Source organism: Streptomyces sp. AHU1, from assembly GCF_045343905.1.
Lineage (GTDB): Bacteria > Actinomycetota > Actinomycetes > Streptomycetales > Streptomycetaceae > Streptomyces > Streptomyces triticiradicis.
In genome coordinates this window covers 6,190,584-6,214,072 of sequence record NZ_CP174283.1, presented here as the reverse complement: position 1 = coordinate 6,214,072, position 23,489 = coordinate 6,190,584, and the positions used below count along the sequence as shown (strand labels likewise).

At 71.1% G+C, this 23,489-nt stretch carries 24 protein-coding genes; 6 read left to right on the top strand and 18 right to left on the bottom strand.

The annotated features are described in order from the left end of the window. Positions 1-5 precede the first annotated feature (5 nt). From ACICHK_RS27800 to ACICHK_RS27790, 3 genes are all read right to left on the bottom strand, one after another. Positions 6-1,013, bottom strand: coding sequence for a methionine synthase (locus tag ACICHK_RS27800; protein ID WP_192582595.1), 1,008 nt, complete (start codon positions 1,011-1,013; stop codon positions 6-8). Positions 1,014-1,043: 30 nt separating this feature from the next. Then, complete coding sequence (locus ACICHK_RS27795) at positions 1,044-1,742, bottom strand: SDR family oxidoreductase (RefSeq protein ID WP_406839000.1); 699 nt, start codon at positions 1,740-1,742, stop codon at positions 1,044-1,046. A gap of 147 nt (positions 1,743-1,889) precedes the next feature. Then, entirely contained in the window at positions 1,890-2,429 is a 540-nt protein-coding gene (locus ACICHK_RS27790) for a TIGR00730 family Rossman fold protein (RefSeq protein ID WP_037622611.1), read from the bottom strand. A gap of 50 nt (positions 2,430-2,479) precedes the next feature. Between ACICHK_RS27790 and ACICHK_RS27785 the strand changes: the two genes are divergently transcribed. After that, a complete protein-coding gene (locus ACICHK_RS27785) occupies positions 2,480-2,803 on the top strand; it encodes a DUF427 domain-containing protein (protein ID WP_151472066.1) in 324 nt (107 codons plus the stop codon). A gap of 64 nt (positions 2,804-2,867) precedes the next feature. Further along, positions 2,868-3,653 carry an alpha/beta fold hydrolase gene (locus ACICHK_RS27780; RefSeq protein WP_406838999.1) on the top strand — a complete coding sequence of 262 codons (786 nt, stop codon included), beginning with the start codon at positions 2,868-2,870 and terminating at the stop codon, positions 3,651-3,653. A gap of 213 nt (positions 3,654-3,866) precedes the next feature. Here the strand turns inward: ACICHK_RS27780 and mnmA are convergent, their stop codons facing one another. Then, complete coding sequence (gene mnmA / locus ACICHK_RS27775) at positions 3,867-4,988, bottom strand: tRNA 2-thiouridine(34) synthase MnmA (protein ID WP_406838998.1); 1,122 nt, start codon at positions 4,986-4,988, stop codon at positions 3,867-3,869. 60 nt (positions 4,989-5,048) lie between these two features. Here mnmA and ACICHK_RS27770 point away from each other — a divergent pair, with 60 nt between their 5' ends. Beyond that, positions 5,049-5,747 carry an N-acetylmuramoyl-L-alanine amidase gene (locus tag ACICHK_RS27770; RefSeq protein WP_406838997.1) on the top strand — a complete coding sequence of 233 codons (699 nt, stop codon included), beginning with the start codon at positions 5,049-5,051 and terminating at the stop codon, positions 5,745-5,747. Positions 5,748-5,802: 55 nt separating this feature from the next. Here the strand turns inward: ACICHK_RS27770 and ACICHK_RS27765 are convergent, their stop codons facing one another. The 3 genes from ACICHK_RS27765 to ACICHK_RS27755 form a co-directional block, all read right to left on the bottom strand. Next, complete coding sequence (locus ACICHK_RS27765) at positions 5,803-6,972, bottom strand: cysteine desulfurase family protein (protein WP_406838996.1); 1,170 nt, start codon at positions 6,970-6,972, stop codon at positions 5,803-5,805. Positions 6,973-7,141: 169 nt separating this feature from the next. After that, the gene (locus ACICHK_RS27760; protein ID WP_151472121.1) at positions 7,142-7,354 is read right to left on the bottom strand and encodes a DUF4190 domain-containing protein; all 213 of its coding nucleotides are present in this window, start codon (positions 7,352-7,354) and stop codon (positions 7,142-7,144) included. A 248-nt stretch (positions 7,355-7,602) separates the two neighbouring features. Continuing rightward, on the bottom strand, positions 7,603-7,770 hold the full coding sequence (locus tag ACICHK_RS27755) for a hypothetical protein (protein WP_192582594.1): 168 nt from the start codon (positions 7,768-7,770) through the stop codon (positions 7,603-7,605). Between the two features lie 184 nt (positions 7,771-7,954). Between ACICHK_RS27755 and ACICHK_RS27750 the strand changes: the two genes are divergently transcribed. Beyond that, on the top strand, positions 7,955-8,581 hold the full coding sequence (locus tag ACICHK_RS27750; protein ID WP_406838995.1) for a TetR family transcriptional regulator: 627 nt from the start codon (positions 7,955-7,957) through the stop codon (positions 8,579-8,581). A gap of 224 nt (positions 8,582-8,805) precedes the next feature. Here the strand turns inward: ACICHK_RS27750 and ACICHK_RS27745 are convergent, their stop codons facing one another. Both ACICHK_RS27745 and ACICHK_RS27740 read right to left on the bottom strand, forming a co-directional pair. Further along, entirely contained in the window at positions 8,806-9,171 is a 366-nt protein-coding gene (locus ACICHK_RS27745; protein ID WP_406838994.1) for a hypothetical protein, read from the bottom strand. A gap of 133 nt (positions 9,172-9,304) precedes the next feature. After that, positions 9,305-10,267 carry a helix-turn-helix transcriptional regulator gene (locus tag ACICHK_RS27740; RefSeq protein WP_406838993.1) on the bottom strand — a complete coding sequence of 321 codons (963 nt, stop codon included), beginning with the start codon at positions 10,265-10,267 and terminating at the stop codon, positions 9,305-9,307. Positions 10,268-10,371: 104 nt separating this feature from the next. Here ACICHK_RS27740 and ACICHK_RS27735 point away from each other — a divergent pair, with 104 nt between their 5' ends. Further along, on the top strand, positions 10,372-10,962 hold the full coding sequence (locus tag ACICHK_RS27735; protein WP_406838992.1) for a TIGR03086 family metal-binding protein: 591 nt from the start codon (positions 10,372-10,374) through the stop codon (positions 10,960-10,962). A gap of 259 nt (positions 10,963-11,221) precedes the next feature. On the opposite strand, the gene ACICHK_RS27730 is transcribed toward ACICHK_RS27735, so the two are convergent. Beyond that, the gene (locus ACICHK_RS27730; protein WP_151472057.1) at positions 11,222-12,082 is read right to left on the bottom strand and encodes a thioesterase family protein; all 861 of its coding nucleotides are present in this window, start codon (positions 12,080-12,082) and stop codon (positions 11,222-11,224) included. A gap of 163 nt (positions 12,083-12,245) precedes the next feature. Between ACICHK_RS27730 and ACICHK_RS27725 the strand changes: the two genes are divergently transcribed. After that, complete coding sequence (locus ACICHK_RS27725; protein ID WP_406838991.1) at positions 12,246-13,589, top strand: alpha/beta hydrolase; 1,344 nt, start codon at positions 12,246-12,248, stop codon at positions 13,587-13,589. Here the strand turns inward: ACICHK_RS27725 and ACICHK_RS27720 are convergent. The 8 genes from ACICHK_RS27720 to ACICHK_RS27685 form a co-directional block, all read right to left on the bottom strand. Next, positions 13,489-14,154 (bottom strand): trimeric intracellular cation channel family protein, encoded by a 666-nt coding sequence (locus ACICHK_RS27720; RefSeq protein ID WP_103550526.1) that lies wholly within the window; start codon positions 14,152-14,154, stop codon positions 13,489-13,491. The genes ACICHK_RS27725 and ACICHK_RS27720 overlap by 101 nt on opposite strands. A gap of 47 nt (positions 14,155-14,201) precedes the next feature. After that, the gene (locus ACICHK_RS27715; RefSeq protein WP_406838990.1) at positions 14,202-15,593 is read right to left on the bottom strand and encodes a M1 family metallopeptidase; all 1,392 of its coding nucleotides are present in this window, start codon (positions 15,591-15,593) and stop codon (positions 14,202-14,204) included. A 106-nt stretch (positions 15,594-15,699) separates the two neighbouring features. Further along, the gene (locus tag ACICHK_RS27710) at positions 15,700-17,022 is read right to left on the bottom strand and encodes a dipeptide ABC transporter ATP-binding protein (protein WP_406838989.1); all 1,323 of its coding nucleotides are present in this window, start codon (positions 17,020-17,022) and stop codon (positions 15,700-15,702) included. Beyond that, positions 17,019-18,113 (bottom strand): ABC transporter ATP-binding protein, encoded by a 1,095-nt coding sequence (locus ACICHK_RS27705; RefSeq protein ID WP_406838988.1) that lies wholly within the window; start codon positions 18,111-18,113, stop codon positions 17,019-17,021. The genes ACICHK_RS27710 and ACICHK_RS27705 overlap by 4 nt, the downstream gene beginning before the upstream one ends. Beyond that, complete coding sequence (locus ACICHK_RS27700; RefSeq protein ID WP_406838987.1) at positions 18,110-19,117, bottom strand: ABC transporter permease; 1,008 nt, start codon at positions 19,115-19,117, stop codon at positions 18,110-18,112. Before ACICHK_RS27700 ends, ACICHK_RS27705 begins: the two co-directional genes overlap by 4 nt. Positions 19,118-19,189: 72 nt before the next feature. Further along, positions 19,190-20,962, bottom strand: coding sequence for an ABC transporter substrate-binding protein (locus ACICHK_RS27695; RefSeq protein WP_406838986.1), 1,773 nt, complete (start codon positions 20,960-20,962; stop codon positions 19,190-19,192). 34 nt (positions 20,963-20,996) lie between these two features. Then, positions 20,997-21,995: an ABC transporter permease gene (locus ACICHK_RS27690; RefSeq protein ID WP_406838985.1), complete on the bottom strand. Its 999-nt coding sequence runs from the start codon at positions 21,993-21,995 to the stop codon at positions 20,997-20,999. A 474-nt stretch (positions 21,996-22,469) separates the two neighbouring features. After that, positions 22,470-23,270 carry an enhanced serine sensitivity protein SseB C-terminal domain-containing protein gene (locus tag ACICHK_RS27685; protein WP_151472049.1) on the bottom strand — a complete coding sequence of 267 codons (801 nt, stop codon included), beginning with the start codon at positions 23,268-23,270 and terminating at the stop codon, positions 22,470-22,472. Positions 23,271-23,489: the final 219 nt, after the last annotated feature.

The following is a 23,489-nucleotide window of genomic DNA, read 5'->3' as shown; positions in this document are numbered from 1 at the left end:
TCCCGTTACTCTGGGTTGTCCGCGAGGGATCTCGCCGCCCGGACGCAGTGGGCCAGCGCCCTGCGCGCGAAGTCCGGGGAGGCCCCCGCGAGTCCGCACGACGGAGTGAGCGTGACCGCCTCCGCGAGCAGACCCGGCCGCAGCCCCAGCCTGCGCCACAGCGTCCTGACACCCATGACGCTACCGGCAGGGTCCGACAATGGGACGTCCACGCCGGGGACGACACCGGCGAACAGACGGGTACCGCCTTCGACCGCCTCCCCGATCACGTCGTCGTCACGTTCGGTGAGAAGGGAGAAGTCGAACGAGACGGCCGCCGCGCCCGCCCGGCGCAGCAGGGCGAAGGGGACGTCCGGCGCGCAGCTGTGGACCACGACGGGACCGCCCGCGTTCACCCCGACGACGTCCCGGAGCGTGGCCTCGGCGATCTGACGGTCCACCGCGCGGTGGGTGCGGTAGCCGCTGGCGGTGGGCACCCGGCCGCGGAGCACGGCGACCAGGGAGGGCTCGTCGAGCTGCAGGACGACCTCGGCCCCCGGGACCCGCCGCCGGACCTCGTCGAGGTGCAGGCGCAGCCCCTCGGCGAGCGATCCCGCCAAGTCGCGGCAGGCGCCCGGGTCGGAGAGGGCGGACTCGCCGTTCCTCAGCTCCAGCGCGGCGGCCAGGGTCCAGGGACCGACGGCCTGCACCTTGAGGGGGCCCTCGTACCCCTGGGTGAACTCCTCCAGGGCGTCGAGGTCCTCCCCCAGCCACGACCTGGCCCTCTTGGTGTCCCGGCCGGGCCGGTCCCCGAAGCGCCAGCCGCTGGGCTCCACGCGCGCGTACAGCTCGACGAGCATGCCCGCGGTCCGGCCGATCATGTCCGCCCCGGGCCCGCGCGCGGGCAGTTCGGCGAGGAAGGGGAAGTCCTCGAAGGAACCGGTGACGGTCTTGGCGGCCTCCCGCGCGTCACCGCCCGGCATGGACCCGACCCCGGTGGCGGCGCCGAACCTGAACTCGCTGTTTTCACTCACCCCGGAAGCCTACGGAATCCGGGGGGCGGATCAGCCTCCCGGGCGCACCGTCAGGTCATTGACCTCGGCGTCCCGGGGCAGGTCGAGCGCCATCACGATCGTCGTGGCCACCGACTCCGGGTCGATCCACCTCGAGGCGTCGTACTCCTTGCCCTCCTGCTGGTGCACCTTGGCCTGCATGGGGCTCGCCGTGCGGCCGGGGTAGACGGACGTCACCCGGACCCCGGCCGCGTGCTCCTCGTGGCGCAGGGAGTCGGCGAGGGCCTTCAGCCCGTGCTTGGAGGCGGCGTAGGCGGACCAGTCGGCGTGGGCGTTCAGACCGGCGCCGGAGTTCACGAAGACCACGTGGCCCTGGGCGAGGCGGAGCTGGGGCAGGAAGTGGCGGGTCAGCTCGGCGGGGGCGATCAGGTTGACGTTGAGCTGGTGGCGCCAGGACTTCGGGGTCAGTTCGCCGACCGGACCGAGGTCGACCACGCCCGCGATGTGCAGCAGGGAGTCGACGCGGCCGGGGAGCGTCTGGTGCGAGAACGCCCAGGAGAGCTTGTCGGGGTCCGCCAGGTCGCCCACCAGGGTCCTCGCCCCGGGGAACGCGGCGGCCAGGTCCTTCGCGCGGCCGGCGTCGCGCGCGTGGAGCACGAGTTCGTCCCCGCGCGCGTGCAGACGGCGGGCGACGGCCGCGCCGATGCCGGAACCGGCCCCGGTGATCACATGTGTAGGCATGGACGCCATGCTCGCATCACCGGGGGCCGGACTCGAACCGCGTGCGGACACCCCGGTGGGCACGGGCCCGGGCCGGGCGGGTGCGCCCGTCCCCGGTCCCGACCCCCGACCCCGACCCCGGTCCCGGCCCCCGGCCCCGGACGGGAGGCCGGCTCCTCAGCGGATGCCGACGCTCTCCTCCAGATAGGCCAGCGCGCCCACCGGCTCCTCGGCGAAGAACACCAGGTCGGTGAGCGGGCGCGGCAGGAAGCCCTCGGCGTCCATCCGCCGGAACTGCTCCTTGAGCCCGTCGTAGAAGCCGGCCGTGTTGAGCAGGACCACCGGCTTCTCGGTCTTCCCGTGCTTCTTCAGCTCCAGGATCTCGGTCGCCTCGTCGAGGGTGCCGGTGCCGCCGACCATGACGACCACCGCGTCGGCCTTCGCCAGGAGCAGCGCCTTGCGCTCGGCCAGGTCCCGGGCGACGACCATCTCGTCGGCGCCCGGACGGGCCCTGTCGGCCAGGAAGTCCACGGAGACGCCGACCAGCCGTCCGCCCGCCTCCTGCACCCCGTCGGCGACCACCTTCATCAGTCCGACGTCGGAGCCGCCCCACACGAGCGTGTGGCCGCCCTTTCCGAGGAGTTCGGCGAACTCCCGGGCGGGGCGCGTGTAGCGGTCGTCGAGGTCGGCGGCGGAGAGGAAGACGCAGATGTTCATGCCCTCACCGTACGCGGGAACGAATCGGGGCCCGCGAGCGCTTTCCGTACATGGCTGAAGGACACACGATCACCATCGAGCAGGGCACGCGGCACGTCCGCGTCACGCACGACGGCCAGGTCCTGGCGGAGAGCGACCGCCCCCTGGTGCTGCGCGAGACGGGCTGTCCGGTGCGCTACTACCTCCCGCCCGAGGACGTCCGTCTGGACCTGCTGACGCCCTCCGACACCCACACGTACTGCCCGTTCAAGGGCACCGCGTCCTACTGGTCACGTCCCGGCGCGGCCGATCTCGTGTGGGCCTATCCGGACCCGAAGCCCGATGTCGCCGGGATCAAGGACCACCTGTGCTTCTACGAGGTCGACGTGTCCTGAGTTCCGGGCGGACGCGGGCGTGGTGACGCGATGAGTTCCCGCTCGCCCGGCAGTCTCTACAGACATGGACAAGAAGACCATCTCCCGCGACGGGACCCCCATCGCGTACGAACGCCACGGTGACGGCCCGACGGTCGTCCTGGTCGGCGGAGCCATGTGCACGGGCGCCACGCTCGCGCCCCTCGCCGAGGCCCTCTCCGACCGCTTCGGCGCCGTCACCTACGACCGGCGGGGCCGCGGAGGCAGCGGGGACACCGCTCCCTTCGCGGTGGCCCGGGAGGTCGAGGACATCGCGGCGCTGATCGACGCCTTCGGGGGCGGCGCGGCGCTCTACGGCATCTCGTCGGGCGGCGCGCTGGCCCTGGAGGCGGCCATGAGCGGACTGCCCGTCCGCGAGGTCGCCGTCTACGAGACGCCGTTCGCCGTCGACGAGGTCGCGGGCAAGCAGCGGGCGGAGTACACCGAGCGGCTGACGGAACTGCTCGGCCAGGACCGGCACGGTGACGCGGTGGAGCTGTTCCTGACCCACGTGGGCACGCCCCCGGAGATGATCGCCGGGGTGCGCATGTCCCACGCCTGGCCCGGCATGGAGGCCATCGCGCCGACCCTGGCGTACGACGACGCCGCGATGGGCGGGGGCCGGATGCCCCGCGAACGGCTGGCCGCGCTCTCCGTGCCCCTGCTGTCGGTCGCCGGTGACGCGAGCCCCTCGTGGATGCGCGAGGCGGCGCGGGGCATCGCGGAGGCGGCGCCGAACGGCTCGTACCGCACGCTGGAGGGGCAGACCCACATGGTGGATCCCGGGGCGCTCGCGCCGGTGCTGGCGGAGTTCTTCGGCACGGACGATTAGTTCGGCACGGACGGTCAGTTCGGCACGGACGGTCAGTTCGGCACGGACGGTCAGTTCGGCACGGACGGTCAGTTCGGCACGGACGGTCAGTTCGGCACGGACGGTCAGTTCGGCACGGACGGTCAGTTCGGCACGGACGGTTGGTTCGGCACGGACGGTTAGACGGAGCCCCGGACCGGAGACCCTGACCGAGGCCCCGCGGACCCGGCCGGGCTAGACGTCCGCCGTCGCGCGCGTGGTCGTCGCGATCGTCGCCGAGCCCACCACGCGGGTGCCGTCGTACAGGACGATCGCCTGGCCGGGGGCGACGCCGCGGACCGGCTCGGTGAAGGTGACGAGCAACTCGCCGTCGGCCAGCCGCGCGTTCACCTCGGTCTCGCCGCCGTGGGCGCGCAGCTGGGCGGTGTAGGTGCCGGGGCCCTCCGGGGCGGCGCCGCACCAGCGGGGCTTGATCGCGGTCAGCGCGGACACGTCCAGGGAGGCGGCCGGGCCGACCGTGACCGTGTTGTTCACCGGTGAGATGTCGAGGACGTAGCGGGGCTTGCCGTCGGCGGCCGGGGTGCCGATGCGCAGCCCCTTGCGCTGGCCGATCGTGAAGCCGTACGCGCCCTCGTGGGTGCCGATCGTGGCTCCGGACTCGTCGACGATGTCGCCCTCGGCCTTGCCGAGCCTGCTCGCGAGGAAGCCCTGGGTGTCGCCGTCGGCGATGAAGCAGATGTCGTGCGAGTCCGGCTTCTTGGCGACGGCCAGGCCCCGGCGCTCGGCCTCGGCGCGGATCTCGTCCTTGGTGGTGACCGTGTCGCCGAGCGGGAACAGCGCGTGGGCGAGCTGGCGGTCGTCCAGGACGCCGAGGACGTACGACTGGTCCTTGGCCATGTCGGAGGCCCGGTGCAGCTCGCGCGTGCCGTCCTCCCGGACGATCACCTGCGCGTAGTGGCCGGTGCAGACCGCGTCGAAGCCGAGCGCGAGCGCCTTGTCCAGCAGGGCGGCGAACTTGATCTTCTCGTTGCAGCGCAGGCACGGGTTCGGGGTGCGGCCGGCCTCGTACTCGGCGATGAAGTCCTCGACGACGTCCTCGCGGAAGCGCTCGGCGAGGTCCCAGACGTAGAACGGGATGCCGATGACGTCGGCGGCCCGGCGGGCGTCGCGCGAGTCCTCGATGGTGCAGCAGCCGCGCGCGCCGGTCCTGAACGACTGCGGGTTCGCCGAGAGGGCGAGGTGCACACCCGTCACGTCGTGCCCGGCCTCGGCGGCACGGGCGGCGGCTACGGCGGAGTCCACTCCGCCCGACATGGCGGCGAGGACGCGGAGGGGGCGCTGCGAGGTGTCAGTCATAACCCCTCCAGGGTACGGGGCCGCGGGAACCGGGACCCGCGAGTATCCGTTGAAGATCGCATGGGGGCGAAAAAGGGGAAGTCCGGCGGGCCGCTGAGCCGGGGAGCGGGAGCCGGGGACGGCGACAGGCCGGTCGGCCGCCGGGTGCTGATCGTCGGCGGTCTGGCGGCCGCCGTGGGCGCGGCCGGGCTCGCCCGTGAGGAGCTGTCGCACCTGTGGTGGCGGCTGCCCGGTGTGGAGAAGCCGCGCGTCGCGGGGGCGGTGGACTTCCGGGGCGCGCAGTGGGTGGAGGCCTCGACGGCGAACTGGCGGCGGGCCGACCGCCCCGACGACTACACGATCGACCGCGTGGTCGTCCACGTCACCCAGGGCAGCTTCGCGAGCGCGGTGAAGGTCTTCCAGGACCCGAAGCACGGAGCGGCCGCCCACTACGTGGTCCGCAGGGACGGTCATGTCACGCAGATGATCCGCGAGCTGGACGTGGCGTTCCACGCGGGCAACCGCTCGTACAACGAACGCAGCGTCGGCATCGAGCACGAGGGTTTCGTCGACCGCCCCTCGTCGTTCACGGACGCGATGTACGAGGCCTCGGCGCGGCTGACGGCCGGGATATGCGGGCGGTACGGCATCCCCGTGGACCGCGAGCACATCGTCGGACACGTCGAGGTCCCGGGCACGGACCACACGGATCCCGGACGGTACTGGGACTGGGACCGGTACATACGTCTCGTACGGCGGGCACGGACGGCGACGGCCTGACGGTCCCGGACCCACCGGTCCGGAGCCTGCCGGACCGGGCCCCACCGGCCGGAGGTCAGGTGAGGCCCGCCCTGCGCGCCCGCTCCACCGCCGGGCCGATCGCCCGCGCCACCGCGGCGACGTCCGCCCGCGTGGAGGTGTGGCCGAGCGAGAAGCGCAGGGTGCCCCGGGCGAGGTCCGGGTCGGTGCCGGTGGCGAGGAGGACATGGCTCGGCTGGGCCACCCCCGCCGTGCAGGCCGAGCCGGTGGAGCACTCGATGCCCTGCGCGTCGAGCAGCAGGAGCAGCGAATCGCCCTCGCAGCCCGGGAACGTGAAGTGCGCGTTGGCGGGCAGCCGGCCGCCGGGGGCCGGGTCGCCGCCGAGGATCGCGTCGGGCACGGCCTTGACGACGGCGTCGGCCAGGTCGTCGCGCAGGGCGCCGACCTCCAGGGCGAACCGCTCCCGCCGCTCGGCGGCCAGCCGCCCGGCGACCGCGAAGGAGGCGACGGCGGGCACGTCGAGCGTGCCGGAGCGGACGTGGCGCTCCTGGCCGCCGCCGTGCAGCACGGGCACGGGGCTGTACTCGCGGCCCAGGAGCAGGGCGCCGATCCCGTAGGGGCCGCCGATCTTGTGGCCGGACACCGTCATCGCGGCGAGGCCGGAAGCCGCGAAGTCGACGGGGACCTGACCGAAGGCCTGCACCGCGTCGGCGTGCAGCGGAATGCCGAACTCGGCCGCGACGTCCGCCAGTTCACGGACCGGCATGACGGTGCCGATCTCGTTGTTGGCCCACATGACCGTGGCGAGGGCGACGTCGTCGGGGTCGCGCGCGATGGCCTCGCGCAGGGCGCCGGGGTGGACACGGCCGTAGGCGTCGACGGGCAGGTACTCGACCGTGGCGCCCTCGTGCTCGCCGAGCCAGTGGACCGCGTCGAGGACGGCGTGGTGCTCGACGGGGCTCGCGAGGATGCGGGTACGGGCCGGATCGGCGTCCCTGCGGGACCAGTACAGGCCCTTCACCGCGAGGTTGTCGGCCTCGGTGCCGCCGGAGGTGAACACCACCTCGCTGGGGCGGGCGCCGAGGGAGTCCGCGAGGGTCTCGCGGGCCTCCTCCACCGTCCGCCGCGCGGTGCGGCCGGCGGCGTGGAGGGAGGAGGCGTTGCCCGTGACGCTCAGCCGGGCGGTCAGAGCCTCTACTGCCTCGGGAAGCATGGGCGTGGTCGCGGCGTGGTCGAGGTAAGCCATGGTGGGCTCGATTCTACGGGCCCGCTCCCCCTCGGTCCGGCCCCCGGTGGCACGGCCGTCCGCCCGGTTCGCGCGGTGCGACGGCGCGCCCCGCGGCGCCGGGCCCGTGTGCGGTGGCCCGGCGCGGCTCGCCGCGGGCGCGGCCGGAGTCCCGGCCGTCACGGCCGTCTCAGAAGCTCCAGGACACCGTGTTGTCGACCTGCATGAAGGCGATCAGGACGACCAGGTCGGCGACCCCGAGGCCGAGACCGAGGAAGGCGCGGCCCCGGCGGGCCGTGCCGCGCCAGAGGGCGACGGAGGCGAGGACGATGGCGACGGGGCCCAGGAAGACGTTCAGCACGAGAAGGCCGAGCAGGCCGAGGACGAAGGAGGCCACGGCCATGCCGTCCGCGTCCTGGACGCGGGTCCGGCGCGTGGCGCGCGTGGCCTCGGTGGCGCGGGCGGTCTCGGTGGCTCCGACGGTGCGGACGGCTCCGGCCGTACGGACGGCTCCGGATGTGCGGGTCGTGCCGGTGGTGCGGGTCGTGCCGGTGGTGCGCGCGGTGAGTTCCATGACGTGAGTCAGCTCCCAACGGTCAGTCGGTGAAGGACGGGACCAACGGCCGGTCGGCAAAGGTGCGGGACCAACGGTCAGTTGGCGGAGGAGTGGCGTCGGCGGGCACCGCGCTCACGCAGCGCGAAGACGGTCAGCCAGATGCCGATGACGGCCGCGGCGACGAGGCTGACGGGCAGCGGCGCGTGCGCCACGGAGCCCAGCACGACGCCGAGCAGCAGGAGTGCGGCGACGAGGAACAGCATGGGATGCCTCTCGAAGAAGTCTCGAAGTCCGGTCCCGGAGCGTCCGGGACCTCAACGGTGAGGCCCCGTCGTTTCCGGGACTTGACGACTCGGTGAACGGTTGTAGTAACACTTGTTCACTGACTCTTGAGTCTAGCGCGCTCACGGCTTTAAATTTCCGGAGAACAGTTGTTAACTGCATGGCATGAGTCACACTCTCGGCATCCGCCAGGCGCAGAAACAGAAGACCCGGCAGGCGCTGCTGGACGCGGCGTTGGGGCTTCTGGAGGAACAGAGCCTGAGCAGCCTGGGGCTGCGCGAGGTCACCCGTGCCGTCGGAGTCGCTCCGACCGCCTTCTACCGGCATTTCCGCTCGACGGCGGATCTCGGCGTGGCGCTGGTCGAGGAGGCGCTCGGCAGCCTGCACCCGATGATCGAGGACACGGTGTCCACGGCCGGTGACAGCGACGAACGCATCGCCCGCGCCGTGGAACTGATCGCCCGTCATGTCGGGACGCACCCGGCGCACGTCCGCTTCATCGCGCGCGAGCGGCACGGCGGCGTCCAGCCGGTACGGGACGCGATCCGCGAGCAACTGGCCCGGTTCGCCGAGGAGGTCGGGCACGCGCTGGCCGAACACCCCGAGTACGCGGGGTGGAGCGAGGACGATCTGCTGATGCTGGCGGGCCTGTACGTCGACCACATGCTGATGGCGGCCTCGGCGTTCCTGGAGGCGCTGGACGGCTCCGAGGCGGAACGCGAACGGGTGGCCCGGGTGGCGAGCCGTCAGATGCGGCTGATCAGCATCGGCCGCCGCCACTGGCTCGGCTGACCGGCCGGCTGGCTGGCTGGCTGGCTGGCTGGCCGACTGACCCACCGACCCGGCCGGCGCGGGGCCTCTCCCGGGGCGGCCGCCGCCGTGTGCCGACGCGGGCCGGCCGCGCGCCCGTCGCCCGGACGCGCCGCGCCGTCACCGCGCCCGGGCCCCGCGTACGGCCCCCTGCCGGCGTACGGCGCGTCACCAGCGCCGTACGCGGAAGCGGGGGTTCGCCCGCGTCAACCCTGTGCGGCCGACTGCCCCTGCCCCTGCCCCTGACCCTGACTCTGGCCCGTCTGACCGCCGGGGCCGCCTCCGCAGCCGCCCTGGCCGCCGCCCATGCCGCCGCCGGGGGCGCCGCTCGGCATGCCCGACGGGGCCTTCCCCGTCGGCATGCCGGAGGGGGCCTTCCCGGTGGGCATGCCCGACGGCGCGCCGGTGGGGCGTCCGGAGGCGCCGCCCGGCATCCCGGAGGGGCGTGCGCAGTCCTGCCCCCCGGAGGTCCTGCCGTCCGAGGACGACGTGTCACCGGAGCCGCAGGCCGCCAGGAGGGGCGAGAGCGCGAGAAGGGCGACGAGGGGAACGAGTCGTGCACGACGGTTCATGGGGCAACTCCCGGTCGGATCAAGTGGGTCGGCCGGACGGCCGGACGGGCGGGAGCCAGGGCACCAGATCCACGTAGGGCCACGCTGTGCCGGGGCTGTGCCTTGCTGTGCGGCGCCCGCCCGGCGCGGCGGTTCAACCCCCCTCGTACACCGCCCCGACGGCCGCCGCCGTCGCGGCCATCTCCTCCCGCGCCCCGGCCGGAGCGAGGACCTCGAGCGCGTCCCCGAAGGCCAGCAGCGTGCGGGTCTCGCGCACCGAGCCGAGACGCAGGCGCGCGGTCACCCACTCACCGGCGCCGTCGTCCTCGGGCAGCTCCGCAAGGGAGGCCGCGTGGAGGCGCAGGAACATGTCGAGGCGGGGGCGCCGTACCCGGACCGTGACGTCGACGTTCCCCGGCCGCTCCTCGACCTGGCGGCGCAACACCTCCCAGACGTCGGCGAGTTCGACACCGGGACGGCGGCGCACCGGATCCGGCAGGAGGGTCGCCGAGCGGACCCGGTCGGCGCGGAACAGCCGCGGGCCGCCGCGCCGGTCGGCGACCAGGTACCAGACACCGGCCTTGGAGACGAGGCCGTACGGGTCGACGGTGTACGTACGGGGTTCGGCGTCCCCGCCGTGGCGGTAGCGCAGCCGCAGCCTGCGGTCGGAGAAGACGGCGTCCTGCAGCGCGTCCAGGTCCACGGCCCGCCGGGGACCGCCCTTCCAGCGCGTGGCGTCGACGAGGACCCGTCGGCTGGTGACCTCGGCGGCGGGCCTGAAGGGGGCGGGCAGCGCCGCCATCACCTTGCGCAGTGCCGAGCCGAGCGCCGCGTCCAGGCCGAGGGCGGCGTGCGTGCCCTGCGCGGCCAGGACGAACAGCGAGCGCGACTCGTCCGCGGTCAGTCCCGTGACGTCCGTACGGAATCCGGCGAGCAGCTCGATGCCGCCGTGGCGCCCGCGTTCGGCGTAGACGGGGACTCCGGAGGCGGACAGCGCCTCGATGTCCCGGTAGACGGTGCGCACCGACACCTCCAGCCGGTCGGCCAGTTCGCGCGCCGGGACGCGGCCCCGGGTCTGGAGCAGCAGCAGGATCGAGAGCAGGCGGTCGGACTTCACGCGCCCAGGATCGCGCCCGCCGGAAGCCGTCCGCAAATGTTGACGGGAACTGTCAGGTTATGCGTCGAGGGTGGGGCACACACCGAGACACGGAAGAGGCAGTCATGAACACCATGGACCCCCGCCCCCTGTACGCCCGCGCCGCCGCCCAGATCGCGTCGCTGATCGCGACCGTGCGGCCCGAGCGGCTGGAAAGCCCCACCCCGTGCGCCGAGTTCGACGTGCGCCTGCTGCTGTCGCACATGGTCGGCGGCACCCGGCGGATCGCCGTGATCGGGGCGGGCGGCGACGGACTCGCGTTGCCGCCGTTCGCCGACGGCGTGCCGGACGACGGCTGGAGCGCCGCGTACGACGAGGCCAGGGACCGGGTCCGCGCCGGTTGGGCGGACGACGCCCGGCTGGACGCGACGGTGCGGGCGCCCTGGGGCGAGGTCCCCGGCCGGATCGCGCTGGCCGGGTACGTCATGGAGGCGGTCACGCACACCTGGGACCTCTCGGAGGCGCTGGGCCAGCCCCTCGGACTCGATCCGGAACTGGCCGAGTTCGCGCTCACGATCGCCGGGCGCGTGCTGCCCGACGAGGGACGCGAGGACCCCGAGCTGCCCTTCGGCGCGGTGGCGCCGACCCCCGAGGGCGCCGACGCCTATGGACGGCTGGCGGCCTGGACGGGCCGCCGCCCCCTGGTGACCGCCTGAGGACACGGGACGCCGCCCCGGGGACGAGCCGGGCCACCGGCCCCCGAACCCCGGGAGCGGCACAGGTGGGCCTGCCCCTCACGGCCGGGCCCGGACCGGATCCGACGGGCCCTCCCGGCAGGCTCGTGCCGGCCGGCCGGAGCAGGGCCCGGCAGCCGTCCGGACAAGCCCGTGGCGGGCGGGCCGAAACGGGCCCGGCAGGGCTTCCGGCAAGCCCGTGGCGGGCGGGCCGGAACAGGCCGGGTGGGCCCGTGGCCGGTCAGGCGAGGCGGGCGCGGGCGAGTTGGCGGGACTGGGCGACCAGGCGGTCCGCGCTGTCCCAGACCTCCGCGTCCTCCTCCAGGAAGCCCCCGGCGAGGTTGCGGGTGGTGATCGACACCCGCAGCGGGCCGGGCGCCGGGCGGCACCGCACGTGCACGGTCAGTTCGACGGTCGGCACCCAGCCGGAGAGGCCGATCTCGAAGGCCGTCGGCGGCAGGGCGTCGACCGCGAGGAGCAGCGAGAGCGGGTCCGCGTCCCGGCCGTCGGCGAGTCCGAACCACGACCGCATCTCGCCCTTCCCGGACGGCGCGCCGAGCGCCCAGCCGAGGGTCGCGGGGTCGAGCTTGAGGAACAGCCGGTCGGTGATCGCCGAGCTGCCGGGGATGGGCGCCGGCGCGTCCTGCGGACCGAAGCACTGGTCCATGGGCGGGATCGCGGGCGGCAGCGCGGTCGTGCGGACGTCGTCGGGCAGGGAGTCGAGATCGCCGTACGAGGCGAGCACGCGGATGCGCTCGACCTCACGGCCCTCGTCGTCGTACTGGAAGAGGGACGCCTGCCCGGTCGACAGCGTCCGGCCGGTGCGCACGACGTCCGTGCGGACGACCGCGGGGCCCGGCTGGGACGCGGTCAGATAGTGCGCGGAGACCGTGAACGGGTCGGAGTGCGGGAGGGCGTCGGCGAGGGCCCGGCCGAGGACGGCCAGCAGATAGCCGCCGTTGACGGCGTTGATGATCGTCCACCCGGCGGAGAGGTCGACGTCGTAGACGCCGGCCCCGCGCGGGGTGACGGCGGTGTCCCGGTCGAACTCGCTGTCGCCGATCGTGGCCCGTACGGCCTGTACCGAAGCTGCTTCTGCCATACGTGAACCGTACAACAGGAAATTACTAAGCGGTAGCTTTCACCGTTTCGGGCGCGCGGGCACCCCGTCGTCTTCCGGCCATCCAGGTGAGGATTCGGCAATTTCTTGTCAAGTGTCCTCAATCATCCGTGACCGATCGGCCCCGGTTCTCCTCTGATGGGATATGAGCCTCACCGGGACAACGTTCCTCCTGACCTCCTTCGTACTGTGCGCCGTCGCCCTTGTGCTGCCCCTGCTCCTGTGGTCCCGGGTGTCCGGGCCGGCGCCGGTGCGCGCCGCGGCCCGGCTTCTGATGCTGCTGTTCGCCCAGGGAACGGCGATCAGCCTCGTGTTCGTCCTCGTGAACAACGCCAACAACCTGTACGACGACTGGGCCGACCTCCTCGGCACCGGCAACCACGTCCAGCGGGCCGCCGACCTCGGCGCGGACGGCACCGGAGGCATCTCGCTGAAGGACCTGCCCCGGGTGCGGCAGACCTTCCGGCCGGCCGACGGACCCCACATGGGGCGGGCCGGCGGTGTGCGCGTCACCCAGCTGAGGGGGCGGGTGTCGGGGGTGAACGCCGAGGTCTACGTCTGGCTGCCGCCCCAGTACGACGAGCCCGCCTACCGGCACCGGAAGTTCCCCGTCGTGGAACTGTTCTCGGGATACCCCGGCTCCGCCAAGGCGTGGTTCGGATCCGCCCACGTGCACGAGCAGCTGCGGCCGATGATGCTCGACGGGCACGTCGCGCCGTTCATCCTGGTCGCGCCGCGCACCAACCTGCTGGCCCGCGCGGACACCGGCTGCGCGAACATCCCGGGAACGGTGAACGCGGACAGCTGGCTCAGCATCGACGTGCCGCGGATGATCACGGACAACTTCCGGGCCGAGTCCGCCCCGGACGGCTGGGCCACGGCCGGGTACTCGGCCGGAGCGCACTGCGCCGCCAAACTGGCCGTCGCCCACCCCGACCGCTACCGGGCCGCGGTGAGCATGTCCGGCTACAACGACCCCAAGGGAGAACGCAGTTCACTGGCCGGGCGCAACCCCGAACTGCGCCGCCGGAACAACCCCTACCTGCTGCTGCGCGACGACCGCGTCCCCCCTCGGATCTCCCTCTACTTCTCCGGCGAGTCCGGCGACGGCTACCAGGCGGGCGCGGCGGTCCAGGCGGTCGCGAAGCCGCCGACGCGGGTGGAGGTGGTGCTGCTGCCGCGCAGCGCGGGCGGCCACGACATGGGGCTGTGGCGGCCCCAGGTGCCGGGGGTGTTCCGCTGGCTGACCGAGCAGCTCGGCTCCGGGACGCCGGGCGCGGCGGACGGGGCGGGCGCCGCCGGGGACGGGACGGGCGCCGCCGGGTCCGGTCGCGCTCCCGCGGCCGGCGACGAGGCCGGCGACGGACGGGCGGCCGGCGCCGACCGGGTCAGGAGCTCTCTTCCTCACGCACCGTCGAGCGGCGGTGCCACGCGCGCGGAGCTCGCCAGTGGTACCGCATCGCGAACAGACGCAGCACGAAGGCGGTGACGACGGCGAGGCCGCTGGTGAGGGGGGTGAGCGCGTCGTAGCGGATGCAGAGCACCACCATCGTGGCGCCGACCATCGCCGGGACCGCGTAGAGGTCACGGTCCCAGCGCAGCAGGGAGGGGACCTCGTTGGCGAGGACGTCCCGCAGCACGCCGCCGCCCACGGCCGTCGCGAGGCCGAGGGCGGCGGAGGCGGTCAGGCCGAGCCCGTAGTCGTACGCCTTCACGGTGCCGGTGACGCAGAACAGTCCGAGCCCGGCCGCGTCGAAGACGTTCACGCCGACCTGGATGCGCTCCACCTCCGGGTGCAGGAAGAACACGAGCAGGGCGGCGACGAGCGGTGTGGTGAAGTACCCCAGGTCGGTGAAGGCCGCCGGGGGCACGGCACCGATGATGATGTCGCGCAGCAGCCCTCCGCCCAGCGCGGTGATCTCCGCGAGGACGGCTATCCCGAAGACGTCGAAGTTCTTGCGGACGGCCAGCAGGGAGCCGGAGATCGCGAAGACGAAGATGCCGATCAGGTCGAGCGTGTGCTGGACGGAGGGGTTGAACAGATGCTGGAACACCCCCACATTCTCACCTGTCGCGGGGTGTGTGCCTTACGAAGGAAGGTCTAGAGGGCGGGCTTGCCTGTGGTGAACAGCCAGGTCTGGAAGAGATCGTCGAGCTGCTGCCCGGAGGTCCTCTCCGCGAGGGCGATGAAGTCGGCGGTGTTGGCGTTGCCGTACCGGTGCAGCTTCGTCCACGCGGGCAGCAGCCTGAAGAACGCGGTGTCGCCGATGCGCTCGCGCAGCCTCTGGAGCGTCATCGCGCCCCGCTGGTAGACCGCCGAGGCGAACATGGTGTCCCGCTGCGGGTCGCCGACCGTGGTCTGCCAGAAGGCGGAGTCCGCGGGCCGCTGGTTGTACCCGGCGAGGAACGAGTCGTGCGCCGAGCGGGTGCCCCTGTGCTCGGCCCACAGCCACTGGGCGTAGGTCGCGAAGCCCTCGTTCAGCCAGATGTCCTTCCAGCGCTCCACCGAGACGGAGTCGCCGAACCACTGGTGGGCCAGCTCGTGCACGATGGTCGACTCCGAACGCACCGCCGAGTACGCGGGCTTCGACTGGACCTCCAGCGAGAAGCCGGCCTGGGGCATGTCGTCGACGACGGCCCCGGTCTCCTCGAACGGGTACGGGCCGAACACCTGCGACCAGTAGTCGGTGGCCTCGGCCGTGACGGCGTACACGTCGACGCTGCTGCCGCTCGCGAGCACCGGGTCGACCGCCACGTAGATCGGCGTCCCGCCCGGGGTGGTGCCGGTCCTCACGTCGAACTTCCCGATGGTCGCCGTGGCGAGGTAGGTGGCCATGGGCCGGCTCTCGCGCCAGTGCGTGACCGTGTTCGCGCCCTTGTCGCGGGTCGACAGCAGGCGTCCGTTGGAGACCGCCGTCAGGCCCTTGGGCGCCGTGATGCGGATGTCGTAGGTCGCCTTGTCGGACGGGTGGTCGCTGGAGGGGAACCAGGTGGAGGCGGCGTTGGGCTCGCAGGCGACGAAGACGCCGTCCGTGGTCTTCATCCACCCGTAGTCGGAGCCGAACACGATCGGGCCGTTCAGGGGCTCGGGGACTCCGCCGTAGGTGACGGCCACCGTGAAGTCCTTGCCCCTGGCCAGGGGCCCGCGCGGGGTGATGTGGATCTCGTCGCCCTCCCGCGTGAAGCGGGCCGTTCTGCCGTTCACCGCGATCCTCGTGACGTCCAGCTTCTGGAGGTCCAGATCGAAGGCGGAGAGGTTCCGGGTGGCGCGGGCGGTGAGGGTCGTGACGCCGTCGAGGCGGTCGGTGCCGGGGTCGTACGCCACGTCCAGGGCGTAGTGGCGGGCGTCGAAGCCGCCGTTGCCGAGCTGGGGGAAGTACGTGTCACCGATGCCGTCCGCACCGGGGGTGGGGGCGGAGGAGGCGGCGATGAGAAGGAAGGAGGCCGTCGCGGTCGCGAGGGCCCCTAAACGTGCCGAACGGGAGAGTGCCATCAGCATCCCTTTCGTACGCATACCGATCATTTCTGATCAGACGGATACGCAGGACTCTGCACTCTCCCGTTCAGGCATGTTCATGACTTTGCCAAGTCATCACGGCCTACTGGTCGGTCGACTCCTGACGGTCGGCTTCCGCGACCGCGGAGTCCGACGCGGAGCCGGCCTCCTCACCGGTGGCGGCGGGCTCGGCCGGGGCCTTGTCCGTCGCCTTGTCCGACGCCTCGACGGGCTCGGCCGGAGCCTTGTCCGACGCCTCGACGGGCTCAGCGGGCTCGACGGGCTCGGTCGGAGCCTTCTCCGTCACCTCGTCGGGCACCAGCTCGGCCGCTTCCCGGGCGGCCGAGAGCAGGACGACGTCCTGCGGAGCCTGGTCCGGGGCGTTCTCCGGGTGGTGACAGGCGACGCGCTGACCGGGCCTCACCTCGAGGAGCAGCGGCTCGGTCGTCTTGCAGACCTGCGTGGCCTTCCAGCACCGGGTGTGGAACCGGCAGCCGCTCGGCGGCTTGAGCGGGGAGGGAACGTCACCCTTGAGCAGGATGCGGTCGTTCTTCGCGCTCCGGCGGCTCGGGTCCGGCACCGGCACGGCCGACATCAGGGCCTTGGTGTACGGGTGCATCGGCGACTCGTACAGCTTGGTGCTGTCGGCGAGCTCGACCATCTTGCCGAGGTACATCACCGCGACCCGGTCCGACACGTGCCGGACGACCGAGAGGTCGTGCGCGATGATCACGTACGTCAGGCCCAGCTCCTGCTGGAGGTCGTCCATGAGGTTGACGACCTGGGCCTGGATCGACACGTCCAGCGCGGAGACCGGCTCGTCGGCCACCACGAGCTTCGGCTTGAGCGCGAGCGCGCGGGCGATGCCGATGCGCTGGCGCTGACCGCCGGAGAACTCGTGCGGGTAGCGGTTGTAGTGCTCGGGGCTGAGGCCGACGAGCTCCAGCAGCCGCTGGACCTCCTTCTTGACCCCGCCCTCGGGCTCGACGTTCTGGAGCCGGAAGGGCGCCGAGACGATCGAACCGATGGTGTGACGGGGGTTGAGGGATCCGTACGGATCCTGGAAGATCATCTGGATGTCACGGCGCAGCGGGCGCATCTTCGCGGTGCTGAGCCGCGTGATGTCCCTGCCCTCGAAGTGGATCGAGCCGCCGGTCGGGTCCTGGAGCCGGGTGATGACCCGGCCCATGGTCGACTTGCCGCAGCCCGACTCGCCGACGACGCCCAGGGTCTCGCCCTTGCGCACCTCGAAGTCGACGCCGTCGACCGCCTTCACCGCCGCGACCTGGCGCTGAAGGATGCCCTTCTTGATCGGGAAGTGCTTGGTCAGGCCCTCGACCCGGAGCAGCACCTCGCGGTCCTCGGGAGCCGACGCCTGGCGCGGGACCGAGGCCCCGGCGGCGTCCGTCTTCTTCGTCTCACTCACAGCTTCGGCGCAATCTCTTCGGTCCAGATCCGCGTACGGTCCTCGGTCGAGAGGTGACAGGCGGACCAGTGTCCGCCGTCGGCCAGCTCGAGCTCGGGACGCACCGTACGGGTGACGTTCCCCTTGGGGAGGTCCGCGTACGGGCAGCGCGGGTTGAAGGCGCAGCCCGAGGGGACGTTGATGAGGCTCGGCGGGGAGCCCTTGACCGGGATGAGCCGTTCCGAGGTCTCGCGGTCGATGCGGGGCATCGAGCCGAGCAGACCCCAGGTGTAGGGGTGCTGCGGCTTCTCGAAGACCTCGGCCAGCGGACCGCGCTCCACGCACCGGCCGCCGTACATCACGAGGACGTCGTCGGCGATCTCGGCGACCACACCCAGGTCGTGGGTGATCATGATGACCGCGGAGCCGAACTCCTTCTGCAGGTCCCGGATCAGGTCGAGGATCTGCGCCTGGACGGTCACGTCGAGGGCGGTGGTCGGCTCGTCAGCGATGAGCAGCTCGGGGTTGTTCACCAGCGCCATGGCGATCATGGCGCGCTGGCGCATACCGCCGGAGAACTCGTGCGGGTAGCTGTCCACGCGCTTGCCCGGCTCGGGGATGCCGACCCGGTCCAGCATCTCGATCGCCCGCTTGCGGGCGACCTTCTTGCTGACCTTGTGGTGCACCCGGTACGCCTCGACGATCTGGTCGCCGATCTTGTAGTACGGGTGCATCGCGGACAGCGGGTCCTGGAAGATCATCGCCATCTCGCGGCCGCGGAGCTTGCGCACCTCGTCCGGGGTGGCGGAGACCAGTTCCTTGCCGCCCAGCCAGATCTCGCCGGACATCTGCACGTTCTTGCCGCGCGTGCCGAGGCGGTGCAGGCCCATGATGGCCTGCGAGGTGACCGACTTGCCGGAGCCGGACTCACCGACGACGGCGAGGGTGCGGCCCTTCTCCAGCGAGAAGGTCAGCCCGTCGACGGACTTGACCAGACCGTCGTCGGTCGGGAAGTGCACCTTGAGGTCGCGGACCTGGAGGAAGGCCTCGGACGCCGTGCCGGCGGAGGTGGGCTCGCCCACTGCGGCACCGGTGTTGGAGAGTTCGGTCACGAGAGCCTCACCCGCGGGTCGGCAGCGGCGTAGAGCACGTCCACCAGAAGATTTGCGATGACTACGAAGAACGCGGCGAGCAGGGTCACGCCGAGGATCTTGGGCAGGTCGTTGTCGGTGATGCCCTGCACCGCGTACTGCCCGATGCCGGGCAGCGAGAAGACGCTCTCGGTGATGACGGCGCCGCCGAGCAGCAGACCGATGTCCATGCCGAAGACGGTGATGATCGGCGTGAGGGCGGCCCGCAGACCGTGCCGGACGACGACCGTGCGCTCACCCAGACCCTTGGCGCGGGCCGTGCGGATGAAGTCCTCGTTCATCGTCTCCAGCATGCCCGAGCGGGTGAGCCGGGCGTAGATGGCGGAGTACAGCAGAGCCAGCGAACACCACGGGAGGAAGAGGGTGTTGGCCCACTGCGAGGGGTTCTCGGTGAGCGGGACGTAGTCGTCTCCGAAGAGGGGCCACGTGAAGTGGAAAAGCAGGAGCGCCAGGTTGCCCGTGAAGAACATGGGCAGCGAGACACCGGCGAGCGCGATGCCCATGAAGGTGCGGTCGAAGATAGAGCGCGGCTTCAGTGCCGAGATGACACCGGCCACCACACCCGAGACCAGCCACAGCACGGCGGCACCGGCGGCCAGCGAGAGGGTGATCGGAAGGCGGGAGGTGAGCTCCGGCCACACTGCCTGGTGGGTCTTGAAGGAGTAACCGAAGCAGGGTGTGTCGCAGTGCACCGTGGTGGGGCCGAGGTCGTAGTTGGCGCCGACCACGATCCCCTTGATGAAGTGCCAGTACTGGACGTAGACAGCCTGGTCCAGACCGAGGTTGTGCTTGACAGCGGCGATGTCCGCCTTCGAGGGGCTCTTGCCGATGTACTGCTGCGCCATCTGGTCCGCTGTCTGGCCGGCAAGCCGTGGCAGCAGGAAGAAGATGGCGAAGGTGACCGCGGAGACGACCAGCAGCAGGATCACTGCCGCGAACGTCCGACGGAGGATGTACGAGATCACGGGGATCGGCGCTGGTGCCCGCGGGCCTCTCGGCCCGCGGGCACCAATGCCTTCACCTGCCTTCCGGGGCTGCTACTTCGACGCTACGCCGATGTTGAGGTAGTCGTACTCACCGCTGAAGGCCGCCGTGGAAACCAGGTTGGTGTAGGTCGTCGGGCGGGCCAGCAGGACCTTGAAGTAGGTCAGCGGGACGAGGACGGCGTCGTCCATGGTCTTCTTGTCGATCTGCGTGTAGATGCTGTTGCGCTCGGCCATGTCCTGCGTGCCGATCGCCTTCGCCAGCAGAGTGTTGACGTCCTTGTTGTCGTACTGCGACAGGTTGGTGTTACCGGACTCGCCGATGGCGCTGCCGTTCAGGATCTGCTGCAGGAAGCCGTAGCCGGAGGGCCAGTCGGCACCCCACTGCATCATCTCCAGGCCGATGTTCTCCTTCTTGGTGAACTTCGGCACACCCGCGTAGTCGGTGAAGTACTTGCCGGACGGGTACTGCTTGAGGGTGGCCGTGATGCCGACCTTCTTCAGCGAGTTGATGATCGCCGTGGCGGCGTCGATCTCCTGCTGACGGTCCGAACGGGCCGAGATGTTGGTGCTGATCTTGTCCTTGCCGCAGGCCTTCAGCTGCTCCTTGGCCTTGGCGACGTCGCCCTTGTTGCCGGCAGAGGCGTAGGCGTCGGCCTTCTCGTAGCCCGGGATGTCCGGGGGCAGGACCGTGGTGGCGATGTCACCGCGGATCGGGCCGCCCTCGGCGGTCTGCACCGAGACCTTGTCGATCGCGTACTGCACGGCCTTGCGGCACTCGACCTTGTCGAACGGCGCCACGGTGGTGTTGATCGCCATGTAGACGAGACGGCCACCGTAGGTGTTGTCCGTGTTGGCCTTCTTCGAGGCGTCGGTGAGCACCTGCGCCTGGGTCGCGGCCTGGACACCGCCGCCGGCGAGGTCGATCGCCTTGCCCGCGAGGACGTCCTTGTCGATCGTCTCCGGGTTGACCTTCAGCTTGACGACGATCTTGTCCGGCAGCTGCTTGCGCAGCGGGTCCGTCTTCGCGTCCCAGTTGTCGTTGCGGACGAGGACGGCCTGCTTGCCCTCCTCGTAGCTCTCGAACTTGTACGAGCCCGAGGACACGATCTTCTTGACGTAGTCGACGCCGGTGTCCTTCGCCTGCGGCACCGGGGCCGTCTGCGGCGAGGCGACCAGGTAGTCGAACTCCTGGAAGGCCTGCTTCAGGTGGAAGACGATGGTGGTGTCGTCCGGCGTCTCGATGGAGGACAGGCCCTTGCCGCTCTTGTCCTTGTAGGGGCCCTTGTACTTGTCGCCGCCGACCATGAACTGCTGGAAGTAGTTCGGGCCGAGGGAGAGCACGTCACGCGCGAAGTTGGAGCGCTCGACGGCGTACTTGACGTCCTTCGACGTGATCGCCGTGCCGTCCTCGAACTTCACACCGGCGCGCAGCTTGTACGTCCAGGTCTTGCCGCCGTCGCTCGGCTCGCCCTTGCCGGCCGCGAGGTCGGGGACGAGGGTGTTGCCCTTCTCGCCCGCACCGGGCTGGAAGGTCATCAGCGGGCGGGCCCACAGACGGCTCAGGTTGTACATGTACGCGTAGTACGTGTTGCCCGGGTCGAACGAGTCCGGGACGTCGGACAGCTCGTAGGTGAGCGTCCCGCCCTTCTTGTCCGAAGCGTTCACGACGCCCTTGGTCGCGGCGTCGGCGCCGGCCGACTTCGTGCCGTTGTCGTTCTTGCTGTCATCGGCCTTGCTGCAGCCCGTGAGGAACAGGCTGGCGGAGCCGATGGCCGCGATCGCGGCCAGCGCTGACCTTCGCATGATGGGAGCTTTCCCCTCCATTGTTGGAAACTTTTCGATCTCTCGGTGGCAGTCGTCAGCGACTGCGCGGGTCGAGAGCGTCACGGAGACCGTCACCGAGCAGGTTGAACGCCAGGACGGTGAGGAAGATGGCGAGGCCCGGGACGACCATGTACGCGGGGTCCACCTGGTAGTAGGTGACCGCCTCGCGGAGCATGCCGCCCCAGGAAGCCTGCGGCGGCTGGATGCCGACGCCGAGGAAGCTCAGGGACGCCTCGAAGAGGATGTTGGTCGGGATGAGCAGCGTCGAGTAGACGATGATCGGGCCGACCAGGTTGGGCATGAGCTCCCGGAACAGGATGTACGGAGCCTTGGCTCCCATGCCGCGGGAGGCGTCCACGAACTCGCGCTCCCGCAGTGCCATCGCCTGGCCTCGGACGATCCGGCCCAGGTAGGGCCAGTTGAAGAAGCCGATCACGAAGATGAGCACGGCGAGGTGCAGCGGCAGTCCGTTGAGACCGAACGCGCCGCCCTGCAGGGTCGCGGAGATGGAGATGGCGAACAGCAGGAGCGGGAAGGCGAGGAACGTGTCCATCAGCCGGCTGATGATCGAGTCGACCCGCCCGCCGTAGTAACCCGCCACGACACCGAGGATCGCGCCGATGACGTTCGACAGGATGGTGGCGCCGAAGGCGACCACCAGCGACACCCAGGAGCCCTCCAGGACTCGGGTGGCGATGTCGCGTCCGAACTTCGGGTCCACACCGAGCGGGTGGTCACCGCTCATGCCGCCCAGGTCGCCCTTGGGCAGCGAGGTGTTCGGGTCGATCAGGTCCTGGTTGAAGGCGTTCGGGTCCAGCCCCAGCATCGACTGGAGGGGGCGGGAGAGAATCGCCATCAGGATGAGCAGTACGACGATGACACCGCCGGCGACCGCCACCTTGTCGCGCTTGAAGCGCGTCCAGGCGATCTGTCCCAGGGAACGGCCCTCGATCTGCCCCTTGCCGGCTCCGGCGAGCACAGCCTCTGGCTGCGCGTCCGTTGCCGCCGCGGTGGTCTCGATCGGTGCGGTCACAGTGACCCGACCCCTCTCGCCGGTGGTGACCGGCCTACGACTGCCGCTGTCTGCGGCTTGGTTCACTTGCTCGCCGGGAAGTCGGCCGCAGATGGTGCGACTCGATGGCCCGGCTGATGGTTCGACTTGCGCTCGTTCACAGGATCGAAGATTCCGTGCCTGTTGGGGGAGTCTTCAGTGCTGCGACGATCGGGTGCCAGGCCTCATGGGGAATGTATGCGCAACCGTGATGCTTGTTGGGGGATTCCGTTATCCGAACAGTGGGTAACTGGAACCGGACGACTATCAATTGACCCCAAATACCACATGAGGGTCTTTTTGATCAGAAGTCCCACCAAAAGGGACAATCAACGCATCGCCCGCTTCCCCGCAGGTCAGCAGCATGGAACGCACACCACATGGAGGCCGTGTGCAGAATCATGATGCCAGTCGTTCTCGCACGGACATGCGACAGGTCCGGAATTCGGAACGCCCTCAGTAGCCGCCGCGGGCCGGCGGATAGCCGTAACCGCCCGCTGTCGGCGCCTGGGAGGGCGCGGCGTGCGCCTCGCGGTCGTAGAACGGACGTGCGTTGGCGCGCAGCCACATCGCGACCGGGTCGAACTCGTCCGACATCGCGACGGTGGAGACGGGCAGCCCGTCCGGGACCGCGCCGATGGACTGCTGCATCATCGCCCGGACCGAGTCGACGGCGGGCGGCGAGGTGTCGTACACGTCGAGGCCGATGGCCAGATAGGGCGCCCCGACCGTGGGTTGGACCCAGGCCCGGCGCAACGACCGTACGGACGGGGTGCGATGGGCGTTCTGCGTGAGCAGGGCGTAGAACTGCGGGATCTCGATGGCGGGTTCGGACAGCTGGAGCGGGCCCGCGGGCTGTCGCTCCAGGCCCGTGGCGATACGGCGCAGATCCAGCCACGGGATGCCGAGGCCACCGCCCGGGGCGTGCGGGTTGAGCCAGAGGCCGAAGTGGTCGGGGTACAGGGTCCGGGCGACGTCCAGCCCGTCCACGACCTCGTAACTGCGATTCCAGCCACTGGCCGAGAGCTCCTGGGCCGAGGTGACGCAGGGCGCGTACCCGAAACCGTCCACCTGCATGTTCCCGTACTGGGCGTCCGGGGAGCCGGCCTGGCCGTGCCACAGCAGCATCCACACCTGGCCGGACGACGGGGTCGCGAGCGCGCGAAGGAGCGCCTCGTAGGCGTCGTAACGCCCGGGAGTCACCTGGCGCAGCATGTGCTCGACCTGCCCGGCCGCGGCCGTGCCCGACGCGCTCACCCTCAACCGCCCCTTCGCGAACAATTCACGACGAACTCATCCTTTGTGCCCGAGGCACCGGTCACCGACATGCGTCAACATCTCGACCAGGCCATGAAACCAGCTTATGCGGCGATCGTGCTCCGCCGGGGGAAGCAGTCGAGAGCCGGGATGCGCCCCGAGGGGCGGCCGCGGGCCCCGCGAGGAGGGCGCACGGCCCCGCCGGGCGCCCTCGACGCG

Bases quoted from the DNA above. Each gene is read 5' to 3' on its own strand.
- ACICHK_RS27795 (WP_406839000.1), bottom strand. From the start codon at position 1,742: ATGGCGTCCATGCCTACACATGTGATCACCGGGGCCGGTTCCGGCATC.
- ACICHK_RS27790 (WP_037622611.1), bottom strand. From the start codon at position 2,429: ATGAACATCTGCGTCTTCCTCTCCGCCGCCGACCTCGACGACCGCTAC.
- ACICHK_RS27785 (WP_151472066.1), top strand. From the start codon at position 2,480: ATGGCTGAAGGACACACGATCACCATCGAGCAGGGCACGCGGCACGTC.
- ACICHK_RS27780 (WP_406838999.1), top strand. From the start codon at position 2,868: ATGGACAAGAAGACCATCTCCCGCGACGGGACCCCCATCGCGTACGAA.
- mnmA (WP_406838998.1), bottom strand. From the start codon at position 4,988: ATGACTGACACCTCGCAGCGCCCCCTCCGCGTCCTCGCCGCCATGTCG.
- ACICHK_RS27770 (WP_406838997.1), top strand. From the start codon at position 5,049: ATGGGGGCGAAAAAGGGGAAGTCCGGCGGGCCGCTGAGCCGGGGAGCG.
- ACICHK_RS27765 (WP_406838996.1), bottom strand. From the start codon at position 6,972: ATGGCTTACCTCGACCACGCCGCGACCACGCCCATGCTTCCCGAGGCA.
- ACICHK_RS27760 (WP_151472121.1), bottom strand. From the start codon at position 7,354: ATGGCCGTGGCCTCCTTCGTCCTCGGCCTGCTCGGCCTTCTCGTGCTG.
- ACICHK_RS27755 (WP_192582594.1), bottom strand. From the start codon at position 7,770: ATGCTGTTCCTCGTCGCCGCACTCCTGCTGCTCGGCGTCGTGCTGGGC.
- ACICHK_RS27750 (WP_406838995.1), top strand. From the start codon at position 7,955: ATGAGTCACACTCTCGGCATCCGCCAGGCGCAGAAACAGAAGACCCGG.
- ACICHK_RS27745 (WP_406838994.1), bottom strand. From the start codon at position 9,171: ATGAACCGTCGTGCACGACTCGTTCCCCTCGTCGCCCTTCTCGCGCTC.
- ACICHK_RS27735 (WP_406838992.1), top strand. From the start codon at position 10,372: ATGAACACCATGGACCCCCGCCCCCTGTACGCCCGCGCCGCCGCCCAG.
- ACICHK_RS27730 (WP_151472057.1), bottom strand. From the start codon at position 12,082: ATGGCAGAAGCAGCTTCGGTACAGGCCGTACGGGCCACGATCGGCGAC.
- ACICHK_RS27725 (WP_406838991.1), top strand. From the start codon at position 12,246: ATGAGCCTCACCGGGACAACGTTCCTCCTGACCTCCTTCGTACTGTGC.
- ACICHK_RS27715 (WP_406838990.1), bottom strand. From the start codon at position 15,593: ATGGCACTCTCCCGTTCGGCACGTTTAGGGGCCCTCGCGACCGCGACG.
- ACICHK_RS27695 (WP_406838986.1), bottom strand. From the start codon at position 20,962: ATGGAGGGGAAAGCTCCCATCATGCGAAGGTCAGCGCTGGCCGCGATC.